Source organism: Streptomyces yunnanensis (genome assembly GCF_029011865.1).
In the GTDB taxonomy this organism is placed as follows: Bacteria; Actinomycetota; Actinomycetes; order Streptomycetales; family Streptomycetaceae; genus Streptomyces; species Streptomyces yunnanensis.
In genome coordinates, this window is record NZ_CP095749.1 from 3234263 (window position 1) to 3254928 (window position 20666).

The following is a 20666-nucleotide window of genomic DNA, read 5'->3' on the forward strand; positions in this document are numbered from 1 at the left end:
ATGAGAATCGGCCCGGCCCGGGCTGCGGGCGTCAGACCGCCACCGGCGGCCGGTCGTCCGCCGGCGGGGCGGCCGCGGCGGGCTCCGGCGGCGGTTCGATGCTCAGGCGCGGCAGCCGGCGGTCCAGCCAGGCCGGCAGCCACCAGTTGGCGCCGCCCAGCAGGTGCATCAGGGCGGGGACCAGCAGCGTGCGGAGGACGAAGGCGTCCAGGGCGACGGCCGCGGCGAGGCCAATGCCGAACATGGCGATGATCCGGTCACCGCTGAGCACGAAGGCCCCGAAGACCGCGATCATGATCACCGCGGCCGAGTTGATCACCCTGCTGGTCTCGGCGAGCCCGACCCGTACCGCCCGCCGGTTGTCGCCCGTCCGCCGCCACTCCTCGTACATCCGGCTGACCAGGAAGACCTGGTAGTCCATGGAGAGCCCGAACAGCACCGAGATCATGATGACCGGCAGGAACGGCTCGACGGGACCCGCGCTGCCCAGCCCCAGTGCCTCGCTCCCCCACCCCCACTGGAAGATCGCGACGACGACCCCGAAGGCGCCGGCGACGGCCGCGAGGTTCATCAGCGCGGCCTTGAGCGGGATGCCGATGCTGCGGAAGGCGAGCAGCAGCAGGACGGAGCCCAGGCCGATCACGGCGCCCAGGAAGAGCGGCAGTTTGCCGACGATGACGTCGGCGAAGTCGTCGTAGCCGGCGGTGACCCCGCCGACCCGCACCTGGAGCGTGGTGCCGTCGGTGGCGGCCGGCAGCACGTCGGTGCGCAGCCGGTCGACCAGGTCGGAGGTCCGTTGGGACTGCGGTGCGCTGTCCGGGACGACGGTGATCACGCCGGTGGCGTGGCCGGCGCCGAACTCCGGGCCGCTGACCTGGGCGACGCCGGGGGTGTCCCGGAGGGTGCCCGGAAGCTTGTCGAAGGCGAGCCGGTCGGTGGCGCCGTCGAGCGAACCGACCAGCGTCAGCGGCCCGTTGAATCCGGGCCCGAAGCCGTCCGCCAGCAGGTCGTACGCCTTGCGGGTGGTGGCGGTGGCCGGGTCGTTGCCCTGGTCGGAGGTGCCCAGGTGGAGGCCGAGGGTGGGCAGCGCCAGAGTGAGCATCACGGCGGACGCGGCGGCGCCGAGGAGCTTGGGGTGGCGGGCGACGAAGCCGGCCCAGCGGGCGGCCGGGCCGGTGCGCCGGTCGGGCCGCGGCCCCTCGGCGGCCAGCCGGCGGCGCTCGCGCCGGCCCAGCGCCCGGGTCCCGATCACGCCGAGCAGCGCGGGCAGCAGGGTGACGGAGGCGGCCACGGTGAGCACGACGGTGAGCGAGGCGGCCAGCGCGACCCCGTTGAGGAAGCCCAGCCGCAGGGTGAGCATGCCGAGCAGGGCGATGCAGACGGTGGCACCGGCGAAGACCACCGCGCGCCCGGATACCGCCACGGCGCGTTCGGCGGACTCCTGGACGGAGAGTCCGGCGCGCAGTCCCTTGCGGTGGCGGGTGACGATGAAGAGCGCGTAGTCGATGCCCACGCCGAGGCCGATCAGCGTGCCCAGCATCGGGGCGAAGTCGGCGACGGTCATGACGTGGCCGAGCAGGCTGATGCCGGCGGCGGCGGTGCCGACCGCGGCCAACGCGGTGACGATCGGCAGCAGGGTCGCGGCGAGCGACCCGAAGGCGAGGAAGAGCACCACGGCCGCCGCGACCAGCCCGATGAGCTCCGGCAGCCGCTCCTGCGGCGCCTGGGTGACGGCGATCCCGGCACCGCCCAGCTCGACCTGGAGGCCGTTGCCGGCCGCCGCCCGGGCGGTGCTGACGACCGCGCGGGCCTGGGCCGCGGGCAGGTCATCGGGCGCGCTGCGGAAGCTCACCGAGGCGTAGGCGGTGTGGCCGTCGTGGCTGATCTGCCGGCCGCCGCCGGGGCCGTAGGGACTCTGCACGCCGGCGACGCCGGGCAGCTCGGCGACCTCGGCCAGGGTGTGCGCCATGGTCGCGCGGACCGCGGCGGAGCGGACGCTCCCGGTGGCGGTGTGCCAGACGATGGTGTCGGTGTCCCCTGCGCGGTCCGGGAACGCCTTCGCCAGCAGGGCGCCGGCCCGCCCGGATTCGGTGCCGGGGACTCCGTAGTCGGTGGAGTACGCGGATCCGGCCAGGCCCGCGGCGGCGGCCGTCCCGGTGACCGCGGCCAGCCAGAGGAGGATCACCACGAGGCGGCGCCTGAGGCACCAGCGGGCCAGAGCGGTCACAGGCTGCTTCCCGGGTCGGGTCGTGCGCCGAAAGCTCCCGGGAGCGGGGGGTGCCGAACGCGGACGGACAGAGGTGTGCGGGACGGGCGGCGCGGGGCCACCCGGCGCCGCTTACCAGCGCGACGGTCCCGCGTCCGAGTGCAGGGTGCCAGCCCGGAAAGATCCTTTGTCCTCTTTGTGGACTTCCCCACAGAGGCGGCGCAGAAGGCAACCCGGCCTGTTTATCGGGCGGTTATGCCCGGGCAAAAGCCCCTTAACGGACTTTCTCCCCGCTCCGCACCGCCCCCCGCGCTCCGCTCCCCCGCCCTCGCGGCCCCCGCGCCTCAGCCGGTTCCTCAATCAGCCGGTCCCTCAGCCGGTGACCGACTCCTCGCCGTTCTCCACGTGCCCCATCAGCCGGCGGTGGAAGGAGTCGTCCTCGGCGATCTTCAGCCCCAGGTCGTACCAGCCGTGCGCCTCGTCCGCGGTGTGCGCGACCGTGCGGGTGCCGCCGGCCTTCACGGTCAGCGTCCGGGGCGCGGTGTGCGCATAGGCGAGCGGGGTCAGGGTGACGGTCAGGTCGGTGGTGCCGGGGTTGACGAGGGTGAGGTGCAGCTCCCGCCGCGCGACGTCGATCCGGGTGCTGATCCGGACGGCCGCGGCGGCGCCCGCGGCGCTGCCGGCGAACTCCCGCCGGAAGCCGTTGGGCCCGGTCAGCGTGAAGCGGTAGGCGCCGCCCTTGACCGGCACCGCCCACTCCGCCGGCCGGCGCACGTCGCGGTGCTGGGGCGCGTCGAACTCCTTGGCGTACGGGTGGAGCGCCAGGTGCGCCGCGGCGGGGCCGCCGTTGCGGACGGCCAGCCGGAAGGTGCCGGCGCCCGGGTCGAAGCCGCCGTCGGCGTCCGGCTGATAGGGCAGCGCCCGGGCCGGCCGGGTGCCGGTCTCCTGCTCGGGCAGCGCCTGGTGGAGTGGCGGATTCGGCTTCCACCGGCCGCTGAACGGGGGGATCGGGCCGGGTCGGTGGACCGCCGGCTGCTTCCGGCGCCGCGAGAAGTCGAAGGCGGCGGTCAGGTCGCCGCAGACGGTCCGCCGCCAGGCGCCGATGTTGGGCTCCCGCACCCCGGTCCAGCGCTCCAGGAAGCGGGTGATCGAGGTGTGGTCGAACACCTGCGAGCAGGCGTAACCCCCCACCGTCCAGGGCGATATGACCAGCATCGGCACCCGCATCCCGAGCCCGACCGGCTGTCCCTCCCAGAACTCCCCGTCCGTCCCGGCCGGCGGCACCGGCGGCGGCACGTGGTCGAAGAACCCGTCGTTCTCGTCGTACGTCAGGAAGAGGGCGGTGTGCCGCCAGACCTCCGGGTGGCTGCCGAGCGCGTCCAGGATCTTGTAGACGAGGGTGGCGCTCTCGATGGGCGAGGACGCGCCGGGGTGCTCGGAGTCGGCCGCGGACGGGACGATGTAGGACACCTCGGGCAGCTTGCCGCTCGCCACGTCGGCGGCGAACGCGGCGGCGGTGGACTGCGGCTCGCCGCGCCGCAACGCCCGCTCGAACAGACTGCGCTCGGCCCGGCTCAGCGCCTTGACGCCCTCTTCCAGGAGGCCCGCCAGCCGGGTGCGCTCGGCCTCGCCCGCGCCGGCCAGCCTGCCGTAGTAGGCGGTCATGTTGTGCACCCCGTCCACCTTGGCCAGGGCCTTGTGCGCGACCGCCTTGAAGGAGGCGTAGAACTCCAGGTTGTTGTCGGTGAAGTTGTCCCACTCCTGGTAGACCCGCCAGCTGTGGCCGGCCTTCTCCAGGCGCTCGGGGTAGGTCGTCCAGGTATAGCCGGTGTGCTTGTCCTCGTCGTAGGCGTCGTTGCCCACCGCGCGCTTGCCGTTGCCCGGTTCGAAGCCGGTCCAGCCGCTGACCAGGTGGTTGCGGTTGGGGCTGGTGGAGGAGTGGATCGAGGAGTGGTACGCGTCGCAGACCGTGAAGGTGTCGGCGAGCTCGTAGTGCAGCGGGACGTCCCGGCGGTCGTAGTGCGCCATCGTGGCGGACGACTTGGCGGCGATCCAGTTGTTCATCCAGCCGCCGTTCCAGGCCCGGTGGCCGCCCTCCCAGCTGTGGTCCAGATTCCCGATGTACTGGAGGTCCTTCTTCTGTGCGGCGGCCGCGTCGCGCACCGAGAAGGGCAGCACGTGCCGGACGCCCAGCGGCCCCGGCTGCTCGAAGACGCTCCGCCCGCCGGGCAGCTCGACGGCGTTGCGGTCGCCGAAGCCGCGGACCCCGCGCAGCATGCCGAAGTAATGGTCGAAGGAACGGTTCTCCTGCATCAGGACGACGACGTGCTCGATCTCGCGGAGCCCGCCCCCGCGCTGCCGCACGGGGTGGGCCGCGTCCTGCGCCAGCGCCTGCTGGAGCGACGGCGGCAGCAGCGACCCGGCCACCGCCGCGCCGGCCGCCGCCGCGCCAACTCCCAGTACCCGCCTACGAGATACCTCCGGTGCCACGCCCGACCTCCCAGTCGACAGTCAATGGCCTTCCTATGGTCTTCGGTCAGCCCATTGAGATGGTGCGACCGGGACGGTAGTGGGCGACCATGACATGCGATAGGTATCGGGGTGACGACTTTGGAAACGGCTCGCGATCCGTCTCCCGTCACGCGAGACGCCCGGCCCCCTCCGGCCACCACTCGCACCACACGACCTTGCCGGGCACCCGCCCCTCGACGCCCCAGGCGTCCGCGAGCGCGGCCACCAGCAGCAGCCCGCGCCCGCACTCCTCGGTCCACGCGCCACCCCGCTCCGGCACCCGCGGCTCGCCGCCCCCGCTGTCGTGCACCTCGACCCGCAGCACGCCGTCCACCGCCCCCAGCGCCAGCCACAGCCGGTACTCGCGCCCCGGCGGTACGCCGTGCAGCAACGCGTTCGTGGCCAGTTCGCTCACGCAGAGCACGATGTCGTCCGCCCTGTCCTTCCGGTCCCAGTCCGCGAGCGCCATGCGCGCGAACTCCCTGGCCAGCGACACGGAACGGCGCTCCCGCCGATAGCGCGCCGTCCGGATCCGCACGACCTGAATCTCCTCTTGCATGACCCCACTGTCACTGGGCGTGATTACGCTGGACCACAGCGTGATTTCGTACAGATGCGATGTACGACTTCGCGTCGCATCAGTCGGTCACGACGGGGGGAAGGCAAGCGGCATGCACCAGCCGAACAAACCGAAGCGGATCACGTCATGGCACGTGATCGGCGCCCAGTTGAGCCACTTCCGCAGGGCGGCCCGGTTGACGCAACCGGCACTGGCCGAGGCGGCGGGCGTCCACGAGGACACCATCGGCTCAATCGAGCAGGGCCGCAGAGCGCTGAAGATCGACCTGGCCGAGGCGTTCGACGAAATCCTCGACACGAAGGGGGCGTTGGCGGTTGCGGTGGCGAAGGTGCCGGTTAGGGAGAAGCTGCCGGCATTCGTACAGGACTATCTGGAGTACGAGGAGGAGGCGCTGACACTGCTGTGGTACGAAAACCAGGTCGTACCTGGGCTGTTGCAGACCGAAGCGTATGTACGCGCGGTCTTCGACTGCCTCTATCCACCGATTGACGCGGAGCAGCTTGAGGAATGGGTGACAGGTCGACTCAGTCGGCAGAGGGCCCTGACCCGCAAGCCCCCGCCGATGATGAACTTCATCCTGGAGGAAGTGATCCTGCACCGACCCGTCGGAGGAGCCGACGTTCTGCGGGACCAGATCCGACACCTGCGGCAATGCGCAGAGCTTCCCTTCCTCGGGTTGCAGGTCGTGCCGACAAGTCGAGCAAATCACGCTGGACTTGCGGGACCAATGATCCTGCTGGAGACACCCGATCACGATCACCTGGCCTACGTCGAAGGGCAGCTGACCAGCTTCCTCCACGAAGACCCTGATCGGGTCAGTGAGCTCCAACAAAAGTATGGAATGCTGCGCTCGCAGGCTCTCACACCCGAGGAGACCATGAGCCTGCTGGACGATCTGCTAGGAGGGTCATGACCAGCGCAGCTGCTCCACACACCTCGGACGATCTGACCTGGTTCAAGTCCAGCTACAGCAGCGATCAGGGCGGCGCGTGCCTCGAAGCCGCCTACAACTGGCGCAAGTCCAGCTACAGCGGCGACGAGGGTGGAAACTGCCTGGAAGTCGCCCGCGCCTGGCGCAAGTCGAGCCACAGCAGCGACGAAGGCGGCAACTGCCTCGAAGCCGCCTACGACTGGCGCAAGTCCAGTTACAGCGGCAGTGCAGGCGGCAACTGCGTCACAGTAGCCGCCTCTCCGGGCCCCCACCTCACCATCCACATCCGCGACTCCAAGAACCCCGGCGGGCCCGTGCTCACGCTCGACGCCGATGCGTGGGGGGCGTTCCTCGCCGACGTCGCGGCGCGGCCGTGAAGCGGCGGCGGCTCGGCTCCCACGGACCAACCGTCTCCGCGCTCGGACTCGGCTGCATGGGGATGTCGACCTCGTACGGCGTGCCGGACGACGCCGAGTCGCTCCGTACCCTCGACCGGGCGGTCGAGCTCGGGGTGACCCTGCTCGACACCGCGGACGCGTACGGGCGGGGCGCCAACGAGGAGTTCCTCGGGCGGTGGTTGGGTGGCCGGCCGGCCACCGTGCGGGACGGGCTGGTCGTCGCGACCAAGTTCGGGCTGCGGCACGACGCGGCGACGGGGCGGGTGAACGAGGTCGACACCTCGGCCGCCTGGGTGCGCACGGCGTGCCACGCCTCGCTGCGCCGCCTGGGGACGGACCGGATCGACCTCTACTACATGCACCGCCGCGACCCGGCCGTCCCCATCGAGGAGACGGTCGGCGCCATGGCGGAGCTGGTCGCGGAGGGTTCGGTGCGCCATCTCGGGCTGAGCGAGGTGAGCCCTCAGACGCTGCGTCGGGCCCATGCCGTCCACCCCATCAGCGCCGTACAGCTGGAGCACTCCCTCTTCACCCGGGAAGTGCTGGCGGGCGACATGCTGGCCACCTGCCGGGAGTTGGGCATCGGCGTCGTCGCGTACTCACCGCTCGGGCGCGGGATGCTGACCGGCGCGCTGACCTCCCTCGACGACCTCACCGCCGACGACGCCCGGCGCCGGTGGCCGCGGTTCGCGGACGAGAACCTCGCGCACAACCTCGCGCTGGTGCGTGCCGTCCGCGCCGTCGCCGAGTCCCTCGGCTGCACACCGGCGCAGGCCGTCCTCGCCTGGCTGCTCGCCCAGGGCGAGGACATCGTGCCGATCCCCGGTACCAAGCGCCGGGCTTATCTGGAGGAGAACGCGGCCGCGGCCGACCTCGTGCTCGGCCCGGAGCAGGTGGAGCGGCTCCGGGCGGCGGTGCCCGACGGCGCGGTGGCCGGCGAGCGCTATCCGCTCGCCGCCCTGGCCCGCCTCGGCCACTGACCCCTCGGCCACCGACCCCTCGGTCACTGATCCAGCAACGCCGGTGCCAGTTCCCGGAGTTGGTCGAGGCCCAGGCCGCGGTCGGCGACGATCGGCTGGAGCGCCACATGGTCGGCGCCCGCGTCGTGGTGCTCCCGCACCCGCCGCCGGATCGCGTCCACGTCGCCCCAGGCCACGATCGCGTCGACCAGGCGGTCGCTGCCGCCGCCGGTGAAGTCGTCGTCGTCGAAGCCCAGCCGTCGCAGGCTGTTCACGTAGTTGGGCAGCGCCAGGTAGAAGCCGAGGTGGTGCTCGCGGATCAGGGCGCGGGCGGTCGCCGGGTCGGTCTCCAGCAGGACGGCCTGCTCGGGCGCGAGCAGCGGGGTGCCGCCCAGGATCTCGCGGGCGCCGGCGGTGTGCTCGGGCGTGACGAAGTACGAGTGCACGCCCGCGGCCCGCTCCCCCGCCAGCTCCACCATCTTGGGGCCCAGCGCGGCGAGCACCCGGGCGGGCGGCGTGGCCACCGGGCCCTCGTACGTGGCCTCGTCCATCGCCTCCAGGTAGGAGCGCATCGCGGCGAGCGGCTTGGCGTAGGTGTGGCCGCGGCCGTTGACCTGCGGGGCGTGACTGGCGCCCAGGCCCAGCAGGAACCGGCCGTCGTACGCCTCGGCGAGGGTGTGTGCGCCGGCGTTCATCGCGGTGGCGTCCCGGACCCAGATGTTGGCGATGCCGGTGGCGACGGTCAGCCGCTCGGTGGCGGCCAGCAGCAGCCCGGCGTGCGCGAACGCCTCCTTGGTGGCCTGCGCCTCACCGAACCACAGCGCGCCGTACCCCAGCCGCTCCACCTCCGCCGCGAACTCCCGTTCCGCCGCGGCCGACAACCGGCCGATCCCGCCGTGCCAGACCCCGACCCGGCCGAGCCGCGCGGCGACCTCCCGGGGCTCCGGTGCGGTGGTGTCCTGCTGCGCCATCGCTCACTCCTCCACTCTCCGGCGAGCGTTGCTCCCCTTGATCCTTTTCCAGTGACAGCACCGGGGAGGGGCGCGGCATTCCGCCGTGACGGAGGAAGTTCGGACCCTCGCGCCAGTATGCGGAAGCGGCCGCCCCTCCAGGTGGAAGGGCGGCCGCTCACGACCCACTGGTGGCGGGCTCGGGAATCCAGGGATCCGTGGATCCGTTGTGGCCCCGTAGGGGGCGCCCGCATCCCCTACGGGATCCGTTCGCCCCTCCCCTACGGGGCTCCACGGGATCAGCCCTCGACGCCCAGCTTCTCCAGGATCAGCTCGCGCACGCGGGCCGCGTCCGCCTGGCCGCGGGTGGCCTTCATGACCGCGCCGACCAGGGCACCGGCCGCGGCGACCTTGCCGCCGCGGATCTTGTCGGCGATGGCGGCGTTGGCGGCGATCGCCTCGTCCACGGCGGTGCCGAGCGCACCCTCGTCGGAGACGACCTTCAGCCCGCGCTTCTCGACGACCGCGTCCGGGTCGCCCTCGCCGGCCAGCACGCCCTCGATGGCCTGCCGGGCCAGCTTGTCGTTGAGCGAGCCGTCGGCGACCAGCGCGGCGACCCGGGCGACCTGCTCCGGGGTGATCGGCAGCGCGGCCAGCTCCACCCCGTCCTCGTTGGCGCGGCGGGCCAGCTCGCCCATCCACCACTTGCGGGCCGCGGCGGCGTCCGCGCCGGCGTCGGCGGTGGCGACGATCAGGTCGACCGCCCCGGCGTTGAGGATCGACTGCATGTCGAGCTCGGAGACGCCCCACTCCTCGCGCAGCCGGTTGCGGCGGACCCGCGGCAGCTCGGGCAGGGTGGCCCGCAGCTCCTCGACCCACTCACGGGACGGGGCCACCGGCACCAGGTCGGGCTCGGGGAAGTAGCGGTAGTCCTCCGCCTCCTCCTTGACCCGGCCCGAGGTGGTGGAGCCGTCGTCCTCGTGGAAGTGCCGGGTCTCCTGGATGATCGTGCCGCCGGAGGAGAGCACCGCGGCGTGCCGCTGGATCTCGTACCGGGCGGCCCGCTCCACGGAGCGCAGCGAGTTAACGTTCTTGGTCTCCGAGCGGGTGCCGAACTTCTCGGTGCCCCTGGGGCGCAGCGAGAGGTTCACGTCGCAGCGCATCTGGCCCATCTCCATGCGGGCCTCGGAGACGCCCAGCGCCCGGATCAGCTCGCGCAGCTCGGCGACGTACGCCTTGGCGACCTCGGGGGCCCGCTCGCCGGCGCCCTCGATCGGCTTGGTGACGATCTCGATGAGCGGGATGCCGGCACGGTTGTAGTCCAGCAGCGAGTGCCGCGCGCCGTGGATCCGGCCGGTCGCCCCACCGATGTGGGTGGACTTGCCGGTGTCCTCCTCCATGTGGGCGCGCTCGATGTGGACGCGGAAGACCTCGCCGTCCTCCAGCTGCACGTCGAGGTAGCCGTCGAAGGCGATCGGCTCGTCGTACTGGGAGGTCTGGAAGTTCTTCGGCATGTCCGGATAGAAGTAGTTCTTCCGGGCGAAGCGGCACCACTCGGCGATGGAGCAGTTCAGTGCCAGGCCGATCTTGATCGCGGACTCCACGCCGGTCGCGTTGACGACCGGGAGGGAGCCGGGCAGGCCCAGGCAGGTGGGGCAGGTCTGCGCGTTGGGCTCGGCGCCCAGGGTGGTTGCGCACCCGCAGAACATCTTGGTCTTGGTACCGAGTTCGACGTGCACCTCCAGACCCATCACGGGGTCGTAGGTGGCCAGCGCGTCCTCGTACGGCACCAGGTCGGTGACAGTCACGGTGAAACTAACCTCTCAGGTCCGGCGCCGCTCAGCCCGCGAGGACGTCGTCGTCGTTGAGACGACGCAGTTCGCGGACGAGCAGGGCGACACCGGTGACGATGGCGGCGGCGGAGACGACGGCGTCGACCAGCTGGAGCATGTCCTGCTCCCCCTTGGCCTTCTTCGCCTGCTTGACGACGCTCACCGCGCCGAACAGCGTGGTGCCGATGGACAGGTAGGTGCCGGGCTTGGACTTCTTGAAGTTCTTGGCCTTGGCCAGCTTTCCACTCACAGCGTCTCCTCCAGCAGGTCGTTGACAGCTCCGCTCACAGGGCCGGGGCCTCCTCGATGAGCGGGTGGCCCCACTTCCCGGTGAGCGCGGACTCGACCGCGGCGCCGACCTTGTACAGCCGGTCGTCGGCCATGGCCGGGGCGATGATCTGCAGCCCCACCGGCAACCCGTCCTCGGGAGCCAGTCCGCAGGGCAGCGACATGGCGGCGTTGCCCGCCAGGTTGGCGGGGATGGTGCACACGTCGGCGAGGTACATCGCCATCGGGTCGTCGGTGCGCTCGCCGATCGGGAACGCGGTGGTCGGCGTGGTCGGCGAGATGATCACGTCGACCTGCTCGAAGGCCCGCTCGAAGTCGCGGGTGATCAGCGTGCGGACCTTCTGGGCGCTGCCGTAGTACGCGTCGTAGTAGCCGGAGCTGAGCGCGTACGTGCCGAGCATGATGCGGCGCTTGACCTCGGGGCCGAAGCCGGCCTCGCGGGTCAGCGCGGTGACCTCCTCGGCGGACTTCGTGCCGTCGTCGCCGACCCGCAGGCCGTAGCGCATGGCGTCGAAGCGGGCGAGGTTGGAGGAGCACTCGGAGGGCGCGATCAGGTAGTACGCGGCCAGTGCCAGGTCGAAGGACGGGCAGTCCAGCTCGACGACCTCGGCGCCCAGCTCCGTGAGCAGCGCGACCGTCTCGTCGAAGCGCTGGAGCACGCCGGGCTGGTAGCCCTCGCCGCGGAACTGCTTGACGACGCCGACCCGCATCCCGTCCACGCTGCCGTTGCGGGCCGCCTCGACGACCGGCGGGACCGGGGCGTCGATGGAGGTGGAGTCCAGCGGGTCGTGGCCGGCGATGGCCTCGTGGAGCAGCGCCGCGTCCAGCACCGTGCGGGCGCACGGGCCGCCCTGGTCCAGGGAGCTGGAGAAGGCCACCATGCCGTAGCGGGAGACCCCGCCGTAGGTGGGCTTGACGCCGACGGTGCCGGTGACGGCGGCGGGCTGACGGATCGACCCGCCGGTGTCCGTGCCGATGGCCAGCGGGGCCTGGAAGGAGGCGAGGGCGGCGGAGGAACCGCCGCCGGAGCCGCCGGGGATCTTGGTGAGGTCCCAGGGGTTGCCGGTCGGCCCGTAGGCGCTGTTCTCCGTCGACGACCCCATGGCGAACTCGTCCATGTTGGTCTTGCCGAGGATGACGACGTCGGCGTCCTTGAGCTTCTTGGTCAGCGTGGCGTCGTAGGGCGCCATCCACCCTTCGAGGATCTTCGAGCCGACGGTGGTCGGCATGTCCTGGGTGGTGAAGATGTCCTTCAGCGCGAGCGGGACACCGGCCAGCGGGCCGAGCTTCTCGCCGCGGGCCCGCTTCTCGTCGATGGCGCGGGCCTGGGCCAGCGCGCCCTCGCGGTCCACGTGCAGGAAGGCGTGCACCTTCTCGTCGACGGCCTCGATGCGGGCCAGGTGGGCCTCGGTCACCTCGACGGCGGTGAGCTCGCCGGCGGCGATCTTCGCCGCGATCTCTGCGGCGGTGAGCTTGATCAGGTCTGCCATGATCACTCCTCCCCCAGGATCTGCGGCACCTTGAAACGCTGCTGCTCCTGAGCGGGGGCGCCGGAGAGCGCCTGCTCGGGGGTGAGCGACGGACGGACCTCGTCCGACCGCATGACATTGGTCAGCGGCAGCGGGTGGGAGGTCGGCGGAACGTCTTGACCGGCGACCTCGGAGACGCGGGCGACCGCGCCAATGATGTCGTCGAGCTGTCCGGCGAAGTGGTCGAGCTCTTCGTCCTTCAGCTCCAGACGTGCCAGCCGGGCGAGGTGGGCGACCTCCTCGCGCGTGATGCCAGGCATGCAGCGATCCTCTGGTGTTTTCGGTGGAGTGTTCTGGGCGGAGTGTTCCGGAAGGAGATTTCTAGGCGAATTCTCCGCAGGAGTATTCCGGCCCAATCCTATGGCGTAGGGGAACGCCGCCGCGAAACGCTTTCGCCGGACCGCTGCAACGGAGCGTTCCGCGGGGCCGTCGGACGGTCCGGCGGGACCGCCCGACGGCCCCGTGGCGGTGGCGGTCAGCCGGCCGCCGCCGGGGGCCGGGGGGCGTCCGGCGGCTCCGCCTCGCCCGGAGCACCGGCTGGCGGATCGTTTGTTCTGGAGCCGGGCGCACCCGGTTCCCGCGGCGCCGGCAGGCCCGGTCCGGGGGCGTCCGGCGCGGGTCGCTCGGGTGCGGGGTCGGCCGGGGCCGACTGGTCCGGTGCGGAGTCGGCCGGGGCCGGCTGGTGCGATGCCGGTTGGTCCGGCGCGGGCTGGTCCGGTTTCGGCTCCGGGTCTGGTTCCGGGTCAGGATCCGGTTTCGGGTCCTGGGTCGGGCTCTGGGCTTGGGCGGTGGTGTCGGAGCGGGGAGTTGGGACGGCCGGTGGCCGGGTCAGTTCAGGACCTGTCCCGAAGGGCGCTCGGCTGCCTTCTCCGCCGTGAGGGCGGACGTCTCCGACGCACGGCGCCACCCGTGCTCACCACGGGCCCGCAACCAGGCCGTGGTCTCGTCCGGTGGCATGGCGGCGGCCACCAGCCAGCCCTGGACGGCGTCACAGCCCAGGTCGCGCAGCCGCTCCCAGGTCTCGTCGTCCTCGACGCCCTCGGCGACGACCAGCAGGCCCAGCGAGTGGGCCAGGTCGAGGGTGCAGCGGACGATCTCGGCGTCCTCGGTGTCGACGGCCAGCCGGGCCACGAAAGAGCGGTCGATCTTGAGCTCGCTGACCGGCAGGCGCCGCAGGTGGACCAGGGAGCTGTAGCCGGTGCCGAAGTCGTCCAGGGACATCTTCACGCCGTGCGCGGTGAGCCCGGCCAGGGTGTCGGCGGCCCGCTGCGGGTCCTCCAGGAGGACGTGCTCGGTTATCTCCAACTGGAGGGCGCCGGGTGGGACGCGATGTCGGGCGAGCCGGGCGGCGACCGCGCCGGCGAAGCCCGGGGAGTGCACGTCGCGCGGTGAGACGTTCACCGCGACCGGGACCTCCAGGCCCATCGCGCGCCAGCGGGCCACCTGGGCGAGCGCGGTCTCCAGGACGTACTCGGTGAGCCGGGGCATCAGGCCGGAGGACTCGGCGATGGCGATGAACTCGTCCGGGGGGACCCGGCCGCGGTCCGGGTGGACCCAGCGGACCAGCGCCTCCAGTCCGGAGACATGGCCGTCGAAGCGGACCTTGGGCTGGTAGTGCAGCTCGACGTCGCCGGCGTCCAGGGCGCGCCGCAGATCGCCCAGCAGGCCGAGCCGGTCGGGGGTGTTGCCGTCCCGCTTGGCCTCGTAGAGCTCGACGCCGCTGCGGTCCCGCTTGGCCTGGTACATCGCCACGTCGGCGCGGCGCAGCAGCCCTTCGGCGTCCAGCGCGTGTTCGGGGAAGACCGCGACCCCCGCGCTGGCTTCGAGCACGAGGGTCAGTCCGTCGAGGTCCAGCGGGGAGCTGAGGGCCGCGACGAGGTTGCGGGCGACCCGCTGGGAGCTGGTGAGGGAGTCGGTGGCGGGCAGCAGGACGGCGAACTCGTCGCCGCCGAGCCGGGCGGCCTCGGCGCCGCGCGGGAGGGCGTGCCGCAGCCGGTCGGCGATCTGGAGCAGCAGGCGGTCGCCGGCGAGGTGCCCGAGGGTGTCGTTGACGGAGCGGAAGCGGTCGAGGTCGATGAGGACGAGGGCGGCACGGGTGCCGGCCCGCTCGGCCTCGTCCAGGGCCGTCCAGGTGCGCTCCAGCAACCACTGGCGGTTGGGCAGGCCGGTGAGCGGGTCGCGCAGCTGCTCCTCGGCACGGGCCCTGGCTATCCACAGGGTGGAGTCCAGCGCGATCAGCGGGACCGCGAACAGCGGCAGCAGCAGCGGGGCGCCCACCGCGCACACCGCGATCAGCGGGGAGATGCCGACCAGGGCGATGCCGACCAGGGCCTGCCGCACCACCGCAGGGCGGGCGATGGCGGGCAGGCCGCCACCGAGCGGCAGCCGACTGCACCACAGCAGCCCCCGGCTGACGAGGAGATAGCTCCCCGCCATCACGAGGACCTCGGGCAGGACGGAGAGGTCCCAGGCATCGGGCGTCCAGGGCCGACGGACGCTGGGCTGCACCCCGCAGACGACCAGGCCGAGCGCCGCGGCGCCGATGCCGAGGAGGTCAACTGCCCCGTGGACCACGGCCTGTCGCCAGCGCTGCCGTCGGGCGGCGCCGACCAGGACCACGACGGAGAGGCTGACCAGGATGGCCGGCACCCAGCCGTAGAGCAGGAGCACGGCGAGGGCGAGGGCCGCCCCGGAACCGGTGCCGCCCCACCACCGGTCCCGGCCGAGGGCGACCAGATGGCCGACGATGACGCCGGTCAGGACCGCCAGCGACCAGCCGATGGCTCCGGCGGGGAACAACGGCTCGCCGTCGCCGAGCGAGTGGAGCACACCGGCGGCGAGCACCACGCCCGCCGCCATGACGATGGCCGCGGGCAACGCGGGCACCACAAGCCGGCGGAGCCGCGACGCCGGAGCGGCGCTGTCGGTCGGTTTCATTCCGATCCCTCTCACAGCCGGCTGTGCCCGCGCCACGGCAGGCGCACACGTCAACAGTAGGACGCGGAAGGCCGCTGCGGGCAGCGATCCGCAGCGGTTGCCCGAATGCGACCCGGCCTCCCAGATCAATCTGGTATGCGCCGATGGGGTGACACCTCACTCCTCCTCAGGCGGAGTGACAGCTACCGCTCGTGCCGCCTCGGGACCCTGCTCCAGCAGCACAGCGAAGCCGTCGTCGTCCAACACGGGGACCTTCAACTGCATGGCTTTGTCGTACTTCGAACCGGGGTTGTCGCCCACCACTACGAATCCGGTCTTCTTGGAAACGGATCCGGTCACCTTCGCACCAAGAGCCTGTAGCGCTTCTTTCGCGCCATCTCTGGTGTGTGACTGAAGTGTGCCCGTTACCACGACGGTGACGCCTTCCAGGGGACGCGGGCCCGTTTCACCCGACTGCTCCTCCTCCATACGGACGCCCGCGGCCCGCCAGCGCTCGATGATCTCCTGGTGCCAGTCCACGGCGAACCACTGCTTGAGGGAGGCGGCGATGGTGCCGCCGACGCCCTCCACGGCCGCCAGTTCCTCCTCGCTCGCCTCCCTGATCCGGTCGATCGAGCGGAACTCCCGGGCCAGCGCCTGCGCCGCCACCGGGCCCACGTGACGGATCGACAGCCCGGTGAGGATCCGGGCCAGCGGGCGCTCCTTGGCCGCCTGGATGTTCTCCAACATGGCCAGGGTGTTCTTCTTCGGCTCGCCCTTCTGGTTGGCGAAGAAGGTGACGACCTTCTCCTCGCCGGTCTTCGGGTCGCGCTTGGGCAGGCCGGTGTCCGGGTCGAGGACATGGGACTTGATGGGCAGCAGCTCCTCGACGGAGAGGTCGAACAGGCCGCCCTCGTCCGTCAGCGGCGGCTCGGCGGGCTCCAGCGGCTGGCTGAGGGCGGTGGCGGCGACATAGCCGAAGTTCTCGATGTCCAGGCACTTGCGGCCGGCGAGGTAGAACAGCCGCTCGCGGATCTGGGCGGGGCAGGACCGGGCGTTGGGGCACCGCAGGTCGATGTCGCCTTCCTTGGCGGGCTGGAGCGCCGAGCCGCACTCGGGGCACTCGGCGGGCATCACGAACTCCCGCTCGGTGCCGTCCCGCAGGTCGACGACCGGGCCGAGGATCTCCGGAATGACGTCGCCCGCCTTGCGGATGACGATGGTGTCGCCGATCAGGACGCCCTTGGCCTTGACCACGTCCTGGTTGTGCAGGGTGGCGAACTCCACCTCGGAACCGGCCACGGTGACCGGCTCGACGACCGCGTACGGCGTGACCCGTCCGGTGCGGCCGACGCCGACGCGGATGTCCACCAGCTTGGTGTTGACCTCCTCCGGCGGGTACTTCCAGGCGATCGCCCAGCGCGGCGCCCGCGAGGTGGCGCCCAGCCGGCCCTGGAGCCGGATCTCGTCGAGCTTGACCACGACGCCGTCGATCTCGTGCTCGACGGCCGTGCGGCGGGTCTCGGGGTCGCCGTAGTGGGCGATGAACTCCCGTACCGCGGCGAGGGAGTCCACCACGCGGTTGTGCGTGGCGGTGGGCAGGCCCCACTCCTTGAGCAGGTCGTACGCCTCGGAGAGGCGGTCGATCGCCAGGCCGTCGCGGGCGCCGAGGCCGTGCACCACCATGTGCAGCGGGCGGGTGGCGGTGACCTTGGGGTCCTTCTGGCGCAGCGAACCGGCCGCGGCGTTGCGGGGGTTGGCGAACGGCGGCTTGCCGTCGGCCACCAGGCGCTCGTTGAGCTCCAGGAACTTCTCCATCGGGAAGTAGACCTCCCCGCGGATCTCGACCAGCTCGGGGACCCGGTCGCCCTGGAGGCGGTGCGGGATCTCGGCGATGGTGCGGACGTTGGGCGTGATGTCCTCGCCGGTGCGGCCGTCGCCCCGGGTGGCGGCGCGGGTGAGGCGGCCGTGCTCGTAGGTGAGGTTGACCGCGAGGCCGTCGACCTTCAGCTCGCACAGGAAGTGGTAGCCGGCGCCCTTGGCGTCGCCGCCGAGTTCGGTGGCGATCCGCTCGGCCCAGGCCGACAGCTCCTCGTCGTCGAAGGCGTTGTCCAACGAGAGCATCCGCTCGCGGTGCGCGACCTCGGTGAACTCCGTGGCGTACGACCCGGCGACCTTCTGGGTCGGGGAGTCCGGGGTGCGCAGCTCGGGATGGGTCTCCTCCAGGGCCTCCAGGGCGCGCAGCAGCCTGTCGAACTCCGCGTCGCTGACGACCGGGGCGTCCTTCACGTAGTACCGGAAGCGGTGCTCCTCGATCTGCTCAGCGAGCTGCGCGTGCTTCTCCCGTGCCGCGGCGGGCACCTCGGATGCCGCCGCGTGCTGTTCGCCAGCCACCGTCTTGTCCTCCCGTGTCCTTGAGGGCGGTCACTCAGGGTTGTCTGCGAGTGACCTCGCCGCCCGGACGCAGTGGGCGAGCGCCGCGCGGGCGTAGGCGGGCGAGGCGCCCGCCAGACCGCACGACGGGGTGACCACCACGGACTCCGCGAGAAGTCCCGGTGCCAGCCCCAGCCTGCGCCACAGCGTCCGGACACCCATGACGCTACCGGCAGGGTCTGACAATCGACCGTCCACGCCCGGCACCACGCCCGCGAACAGCGCGGTGCCGGCCTCCACCGCCTCGCCGAGCGCCTCGTCCTCACGCTCGGTGAGCAGCGCGGCATCGAACGAGATGCCGGTCGCACCGGCCCGCCGCAGCAGTGCGAACGGCACCTCGGGCGCGCAGGAATGGACCACGACCGGTGCGCCGTCCGCCGCCCCGACCAGGTCGCGCAGCGCGCCCTCGACGACCGCGCGGTCCACGGCCCGGTGGGTGCGGTAGCCGCTCGCGGTCCTCACCCGCCCCTGGAGCACCGCGGTCAGCGACGGCTCGTCGAGCTGGAGGACGATTTCGGCGCCCGGCATCCGCCGTCGAACCTCGGCGAGATGGCCGCGCAGTCCCTCGGCGAGCGACTCGGTGAGGTCCCGGCAGGCCCCGGGGTCGCCGAGCGCCGCCTCGCCGTTGCGCAGCTCCAGGGCGGCGGCCAGGGTCCACGGGCCGACCGCGGAGACCTTCAGCGGTCCCCCGTATCCCTGGGTGAACTCCTCCAGGGCGTCGAGGTCCTCGCCGAGCCAGGAGCGGGCCCGGCGGGTGTCGCGGCCGGGCCGGTCGCTGATCCGCCAGCCGCTGGGCTCCACATGGGCGTAGAGCTCGACGAGCAGGCCCAGGGTGCGGCCGATCATGTCGGCGCCGGGCCCCCGGGCCGGGAGCTCGGGCAGATGGGGGAAGTCCTCCAGCGATCCGGTGACGGTCTTCGCCGCTTCGCGCGCGTCGCCGCCCGGCATCGATCCGATGCCGGTCGCCGCGCCCGCGGCCCACTTGTGCCTGGTGTTCTCGCTCACCCCGGAAGGGTATGCGGCGGTGGGCCGGGCGGGCCGCCCCAGCCCCACCCGGCCCACCTCCGTACGCCCGGCGCGAACGCCGCGCCCGGGTCAGCGCCGGCCGCGGACGCCCAACCAGCCGACCGCCGCCGCGGCCGCCAGGGCCACCGCGGTCAGCGCGAAGGCGTATCCGGTGCCCTGGTAGGCGTCGCCCGCGCCGGTCAGGATCGCGCCCATGCCGGCGATGCCGACCAGCGAGCCGACCTGGCGGTTGGCGTTGAGGGTCGCGCTGCCGATGTCGGCGTGCTCGCGGCCCGCGGCCTCCATCAGGACGCCGGTCATCGCCGGGGAGCTGATCCCGCTGCCGATGTTGGTGACGGCCAGCACCGCCGCGATCACCCCGTACGGCAGGGTCGGCGAGAGGACCAGGAAGAGCAGGAGGTAGCCGGCGGCGGAGAGGGCCAGGGAGACGGTGAGCGCGGCCTGGTTGCCGGTGCGCGGCGCGATCCGCGTGTAGAGCACGTTGCCGATCGGGATGACGAGGACGGCCGGGAGCATCTGCAGACCCGCGGTCACCGCGTCGGCGCCGCGGCCCGTCTGGAGGAAGAGCCCGAGGACGAACAGCGCCCCGTAGAAGGCGAAGTTGAAGAGGAAGCCGACCGCGTTGGCGGCGGAGAAGCGGCTGTCGGCGAAGAGGGTGACGGGCAGGACCGGGGTGCGGGCGGTGCGTTCCCGGACCACGAAGCCGGCGGCGGCGAGCACGGCCACCGCGAACGCCGCCAGGACGCCGGGGGCGGCCCAGCCGGCGGCGGGCCCCTCGATGAGGGCGTAGCTGAGCGAGCCGAGGGCGAGCAGGCCGAGGACGTGGCCGGTGCCGCCGAGCGGGGCGCCGGTGCCCGGGACGGCGGCGATCACCCGGCGGGTGAGCAGCAGTCCGGCGATCCCGATGGGGAGGTTGACCAGGAAGATGCTGCGCCAGCCGAGGGTGCCGACGAGCAGGCCGCCGACGGTCGGTGCCAGGCCGACGGAGGTGGAGACGATCGCGGACCAGACGCCGAGCACCTTCGCCCGACGGGCCGACTCCGGGAAGGCGTTCATCAGCAGCGACAGCGAGCTGGGCATGAAGAGCGCGGCGCCCGCCCCTTGGGCGAAGCGGGCCGCCACCAGGGCGCCGCCGCCCGGCGCCGCGGCGCCCAGCAGGGACGCGGCGGTGAAGACGGCCAGCCCGACGAGGTAGATCCGCCGGGCGCCGAACCGCTTGGCGAGCGAGCCGGCGAGCAGCAGCAGTGCGGCGAAGGCGAGGACGTAGCCGTCGACGACCCAGGTGAGGCCGGACATGGTCAGCCCGAGCCGGGCCTGGAGGTCGTGCGCGGCGACGTTCATGATGCCGGTGTCCAGGCTCGCCATCACGAACCCCAGGGCCAGGACGACGAGTTGGGCGGCTCCGCCGGCGGGTGCGGGACGGGTGGGGGTGCTCGCCGTCGCGCGCGGCGCCGCGTTCTCAGTGATCATGGATTTAGTTATAGCTGTATCTATCCATCGCGGGCGATGGTTACAGCTATAACTTTATCGAAGCGATACCAAGAAACGCCGAAGGCCCCCGGGACGATGCCGGGGGCCTTCGGCAGGACGGCGGACGCGCTCTAGGCCGCGTCCGTAGCGCGGCCCAGCGCTCTGAGGAGTTCGTCGCGGAGCGCGCTGCGCTGCTCGTGGGAGAGGTGGTCCAGCGGGGACTCTGTGCCCATCCGCCGCAGCAGGTCCAGCCGCAGCTCCCGACCGGCCTCGGTCAGCACCAGCTGCTTGGCGCGCCCGTCCGCCGGGTGCGGGCGGCGGACCACCATCCCCTGCTTCTCCAGCTTGGAGATGACATAGGTGACGTTCGGCGGCTCGCAGCACAGCACCGCGGCCAACTCCCGCGCGGTCTTGGGCTCGCCCAGCTCCTCCAGCGCCTTCGCCTGCGTCGGCGTCAGGTCCAGCTCCGCGATCCGGCTGCGCTGGTGGGCGTCCAGGCGGCGGCTCAGCTCGGTGACCAGCCCCCTGATCTCCCGGAACCCGCACCCCGCCGCGGCGGTGGTCTTCGCTTCGGTGGTCGCCCTTGACGTGGTCACCCCTGAAGCGTACGTCGCCCCCGCGCGAGGCACGGGGGCGA

16 protein-coding genes are annotated in these 20666 nt (G+C 72.3%); 3 read left to right on the forward strand and 13 right to left on the reverse strand.

Annotated elements, in window-relative coordinates:
* Positions 1–31: 31 nt before the first annotated feature.
* From MOV08_RS13955 to MOV08_RS13965, 3 genes are all read right to left on the reverse strand, one after another.
* Positions 32–2227: an MMPL family transporter gene (locus MOV08_RS13955; RefSeq protein ID WP_275307650.1), complete on the reverse strand. Its 2196-nt coding sequence runs from the start codon at positions 2225–2227 to the stop codon at positions 32–34.
* A 351-nt stretch (positions 2228–2578) separates the two neighbouring features.
* Complete coding sequence (locus MOV08_RS13960) at positions 2579–4696, reverse strand: phosphocholine-specific phospholipase C (protein WP_275307651.1); 2118 nt, start codon at positions 4694–4696, stop codon at positions 2579–2581.
* Positions 4697–4844: 148 nt separating this feature from the next.
* Positions 4845–5276, reverse strand: a complete 432-nt coding sequence (locus MOV08_RS13965) for an ATP-binding protein (RefSeq protein WP_275307652.1) — start codon at positions 5274–5276, stop codon at positions 4845–4847.
* A 112-nt stretch (positions 5277–5388) separates the two neighbouring features.
* Here MOV08_RS13965 and MOV08_RS13970 point away from each other — a divergent pair, with 112 nt between their 5' ends.
* The 3 genes from MOV08_RS13970 to MOV08_RS13980 are packed head-to-tail and all read left to right on the forward strand — an operon-like array spanning position 5389 to position 7606.
* On the forward strand, positions 5389–6210 hold the full coding sequence (locus tag MOV08_RS13970) for a helix-turn-helix domain-containing protein (protein WP_275307653.1): 822 nt from the start codon (positions 5389–5391) through the stop codon (positions 6208–6210).
* The gene (locus MOV08_RS13975; RefSeq protein ID WP_275307654.1) at positions 6207–6605 is read left to right on the forward strand and encodes a DUF397 domain-containing protein; all 399 of its coding nucleotides are present in this window, start codon (positions 6207–6209) and stop codon (positions 6603–6605) included. Before MOV08_RS13970 ends, MOV08_RS13975 begins: the two co-directional genes overlap by 4 nt.
* Positions 6602–7606 carry an aldo/keto reductase gene (locus MOV08_RS13980; RefSeq protein WP_275307655.1) on the forward strand — a complete coding sequence of 335 codons (1005 nt, stop codon included), beginning with the start codon at positions 6602–6604 and terminating at the stop codon, positions 7604–7606. The genes MOV08_RS13975 and MOV08_RS13980 overlap by 4 nt, the downstream gene beginning before the upstream one ends.
* 23 nt (positions 7607–7629) lie before the next feature.
* Here MOV08_RS13980 and MOV08_RS13985 read toward each other — a convergent pair whose 3' ends face one another.
* From MOV08_RS13985 to MOV08_RS14030, 10 genes are all read right to left on the reverse strand, one after another.
* Positions 7630–8556, reverse strand: a complete 927-nt coding sequence (locus MOV08_RS13985) for an LLM class F420-dependent oxidoreductase (protein ID WP_039632557.1) — start codon at positions 8554–8556, stop codon at positions 7630–7632.
* 278 nt (positions 8557–8834) lie between these two features.
* Complete coding sequence (gene gatB, locus MOV08_RS13990; RefSeq protein WP_039632559.1) at positions 8835–10343, reverse strand: Asp-tRNA(Asn)/Glu-tRNA(Gln) amidotransferase subunit GatB; 1509 nt, start codon at positions 10341–10343, stop codon at positions 8835–8837.
* Between the two features lie 31 nt (positions 10344–10374).
* Complete coding sequence (locus MOV08_RS13995) at positions 10375–10617, reverse strand: hypothetical protein (RefSeq protein WP_039632561.1); 243 nt, start codon at positions 10615–10617, stop codon at positions 10375–10377.
* Positions 10618–10651: 34 nt separating this feature from the next.
* Positions 10652–12145, reverse strand: a complete 1494-nt coding sequence (gene gatA / locus MOV08_RS14000; protein ID WP_039632563.1) for an Asp-tRNA(Asn)/Glu-tRNA(Gln) amidotransferase subunit GatA — start codon at positions 12143–12145, stop codon at positions 10652–10654.
* Positions 12146–12147: 2 nt separating this feature from the next.
* Complete coding sequence (gatC, locus tag MOV08_RS14005) at positions 12148–12444, reverse strand: Asp-tRNA(Asn)/Glu-tRNA(Gln) amidotransferase subunit GatC (protein WP_039632565.1); 297 nt, start codon at positions 12442–12444, stop codon at positions 12148–12150.
* Positions 12445–13012: 568 nt separating this feature from the next.
* Positions 13013–15121, reverse strand: coding sequence for a putative bifunctional diguanylate cyclase/phosphodiesterase (locus MOV08_RS14010; RefSeq protein ID WP_275307656.1), 2109 nt, complete (start codon positions 15119–15121; stop codon positions 13013–13015).
* A gap of 156 nt (positions 15122–15277) precedes the next feature.
* On the reverse strand, positions 15278–17494 hold the full coding sequence (gene ligA / locus MOV08_RS14015; RefSeq protein WP_275307657.1) for an NAD-dependent DNA ligase LigA: 2217 nt from the start codon (positions 17492–17494) through the stop codon (positions 15278–15280).
* Positions 17495–17524: 30 nt separating this feature from the next.
* A complete protein-coding gene (locus MOV08_RS14020) occupies positions 17525–18538 on the reverse strand; it encodes a methionine synthase (protein WP_275307658.1) in 1014 nt (337 codons plus the stop codon).
* Positions 18539–18628: 90 nt separating this feature from the next.
* Positions 18629–20029 carry an MFS transporter gene (locus MOV08_RS14025; protein ID WP_275307659.1) on the reverse strand — a complete coding sequence of 467 codons (1401 nt, stop codon included), beginning with the start codon at positions 20027–20029 and terminating at the stop codon, positions 18629–18631.
* A gap of 131 nt (positions 20030–20160) precedes the next feature.
* A complete protein-coding gene (locus MOV08_RS14030; RefSeq protein WP_258018238.1) occupies positions 20161–20625 on the reverse strand; it encodes a MarR family winged helix-turn-helix transcriptional regulator in 465 nt (154 codons plus the stop codon).
* Between the last annotated feature and the right edge of the window lie 41 nt (positions 20626–20666).

What these genes read in the sequence shown, in the direction of transcription:
- MOV08_RS13965 (WP_275307652.1), bottom strand. Translation starts at nt 5,276, where the DNA reads ATGCAAGAGGAGATTCAGGTCGTGCGGATCCGGACGGCGCGCTATCGG.
- MOV08_RS13970 (WP_275307653.1), top strand. Translation starts at nt 5,389, where the DNA reads ATGCACCAGCCGAACAAACCGAAGCGGATCACGTCATGGCACGTGATC.
- MOV08_RS13975 (WP_275307654.1), top strand. Translation starts at nt 6,207, where the DNA reads ATGACCAGCGCAGCTGCTCCACACACCTCGGACGATCTGACCTGGTTC.
- MOV08_RS13985 (WP_039632557.1), bottom strand. Translation starts at nt 8,556, where the DNA reads ATGGCGCAGCAGGACACCACCGCACCGGAGCCCCGGGAGGTCGCCGCG.
- gatA (WP_039632563.1), bottom strand. Translation starts at nt 12,145, where the DNA reads ATGGCAGACCTGATCAAGCTCACCGCCGCAGAGATCGCGGCGAAGATC.
- gatC (WP_039632565.1), bottom strand. Translation starts at nt 12,444, where the DNA reads ATGCCTGGCATCACGCGCGAGGAGGTCGCCCACCTCGCCCGGCTGGCA.
- MOV08_RS14010 (WP_275307656.1), bottom strand. Translation starts at nt 15,121, where the DNA reads ATGAAACCGACCGACAGCGCCGCTCCGGCGTCGCGGCTCCGCCGGCTT.
- MOV08_RS14025 (WP_275307659.1), bottom strand. Translation starts at nt 20,029, where the DNA reads ATGATCACTGAGAACGCGGCGCCGCGCGCGACGGCGAGCACCCCCACC.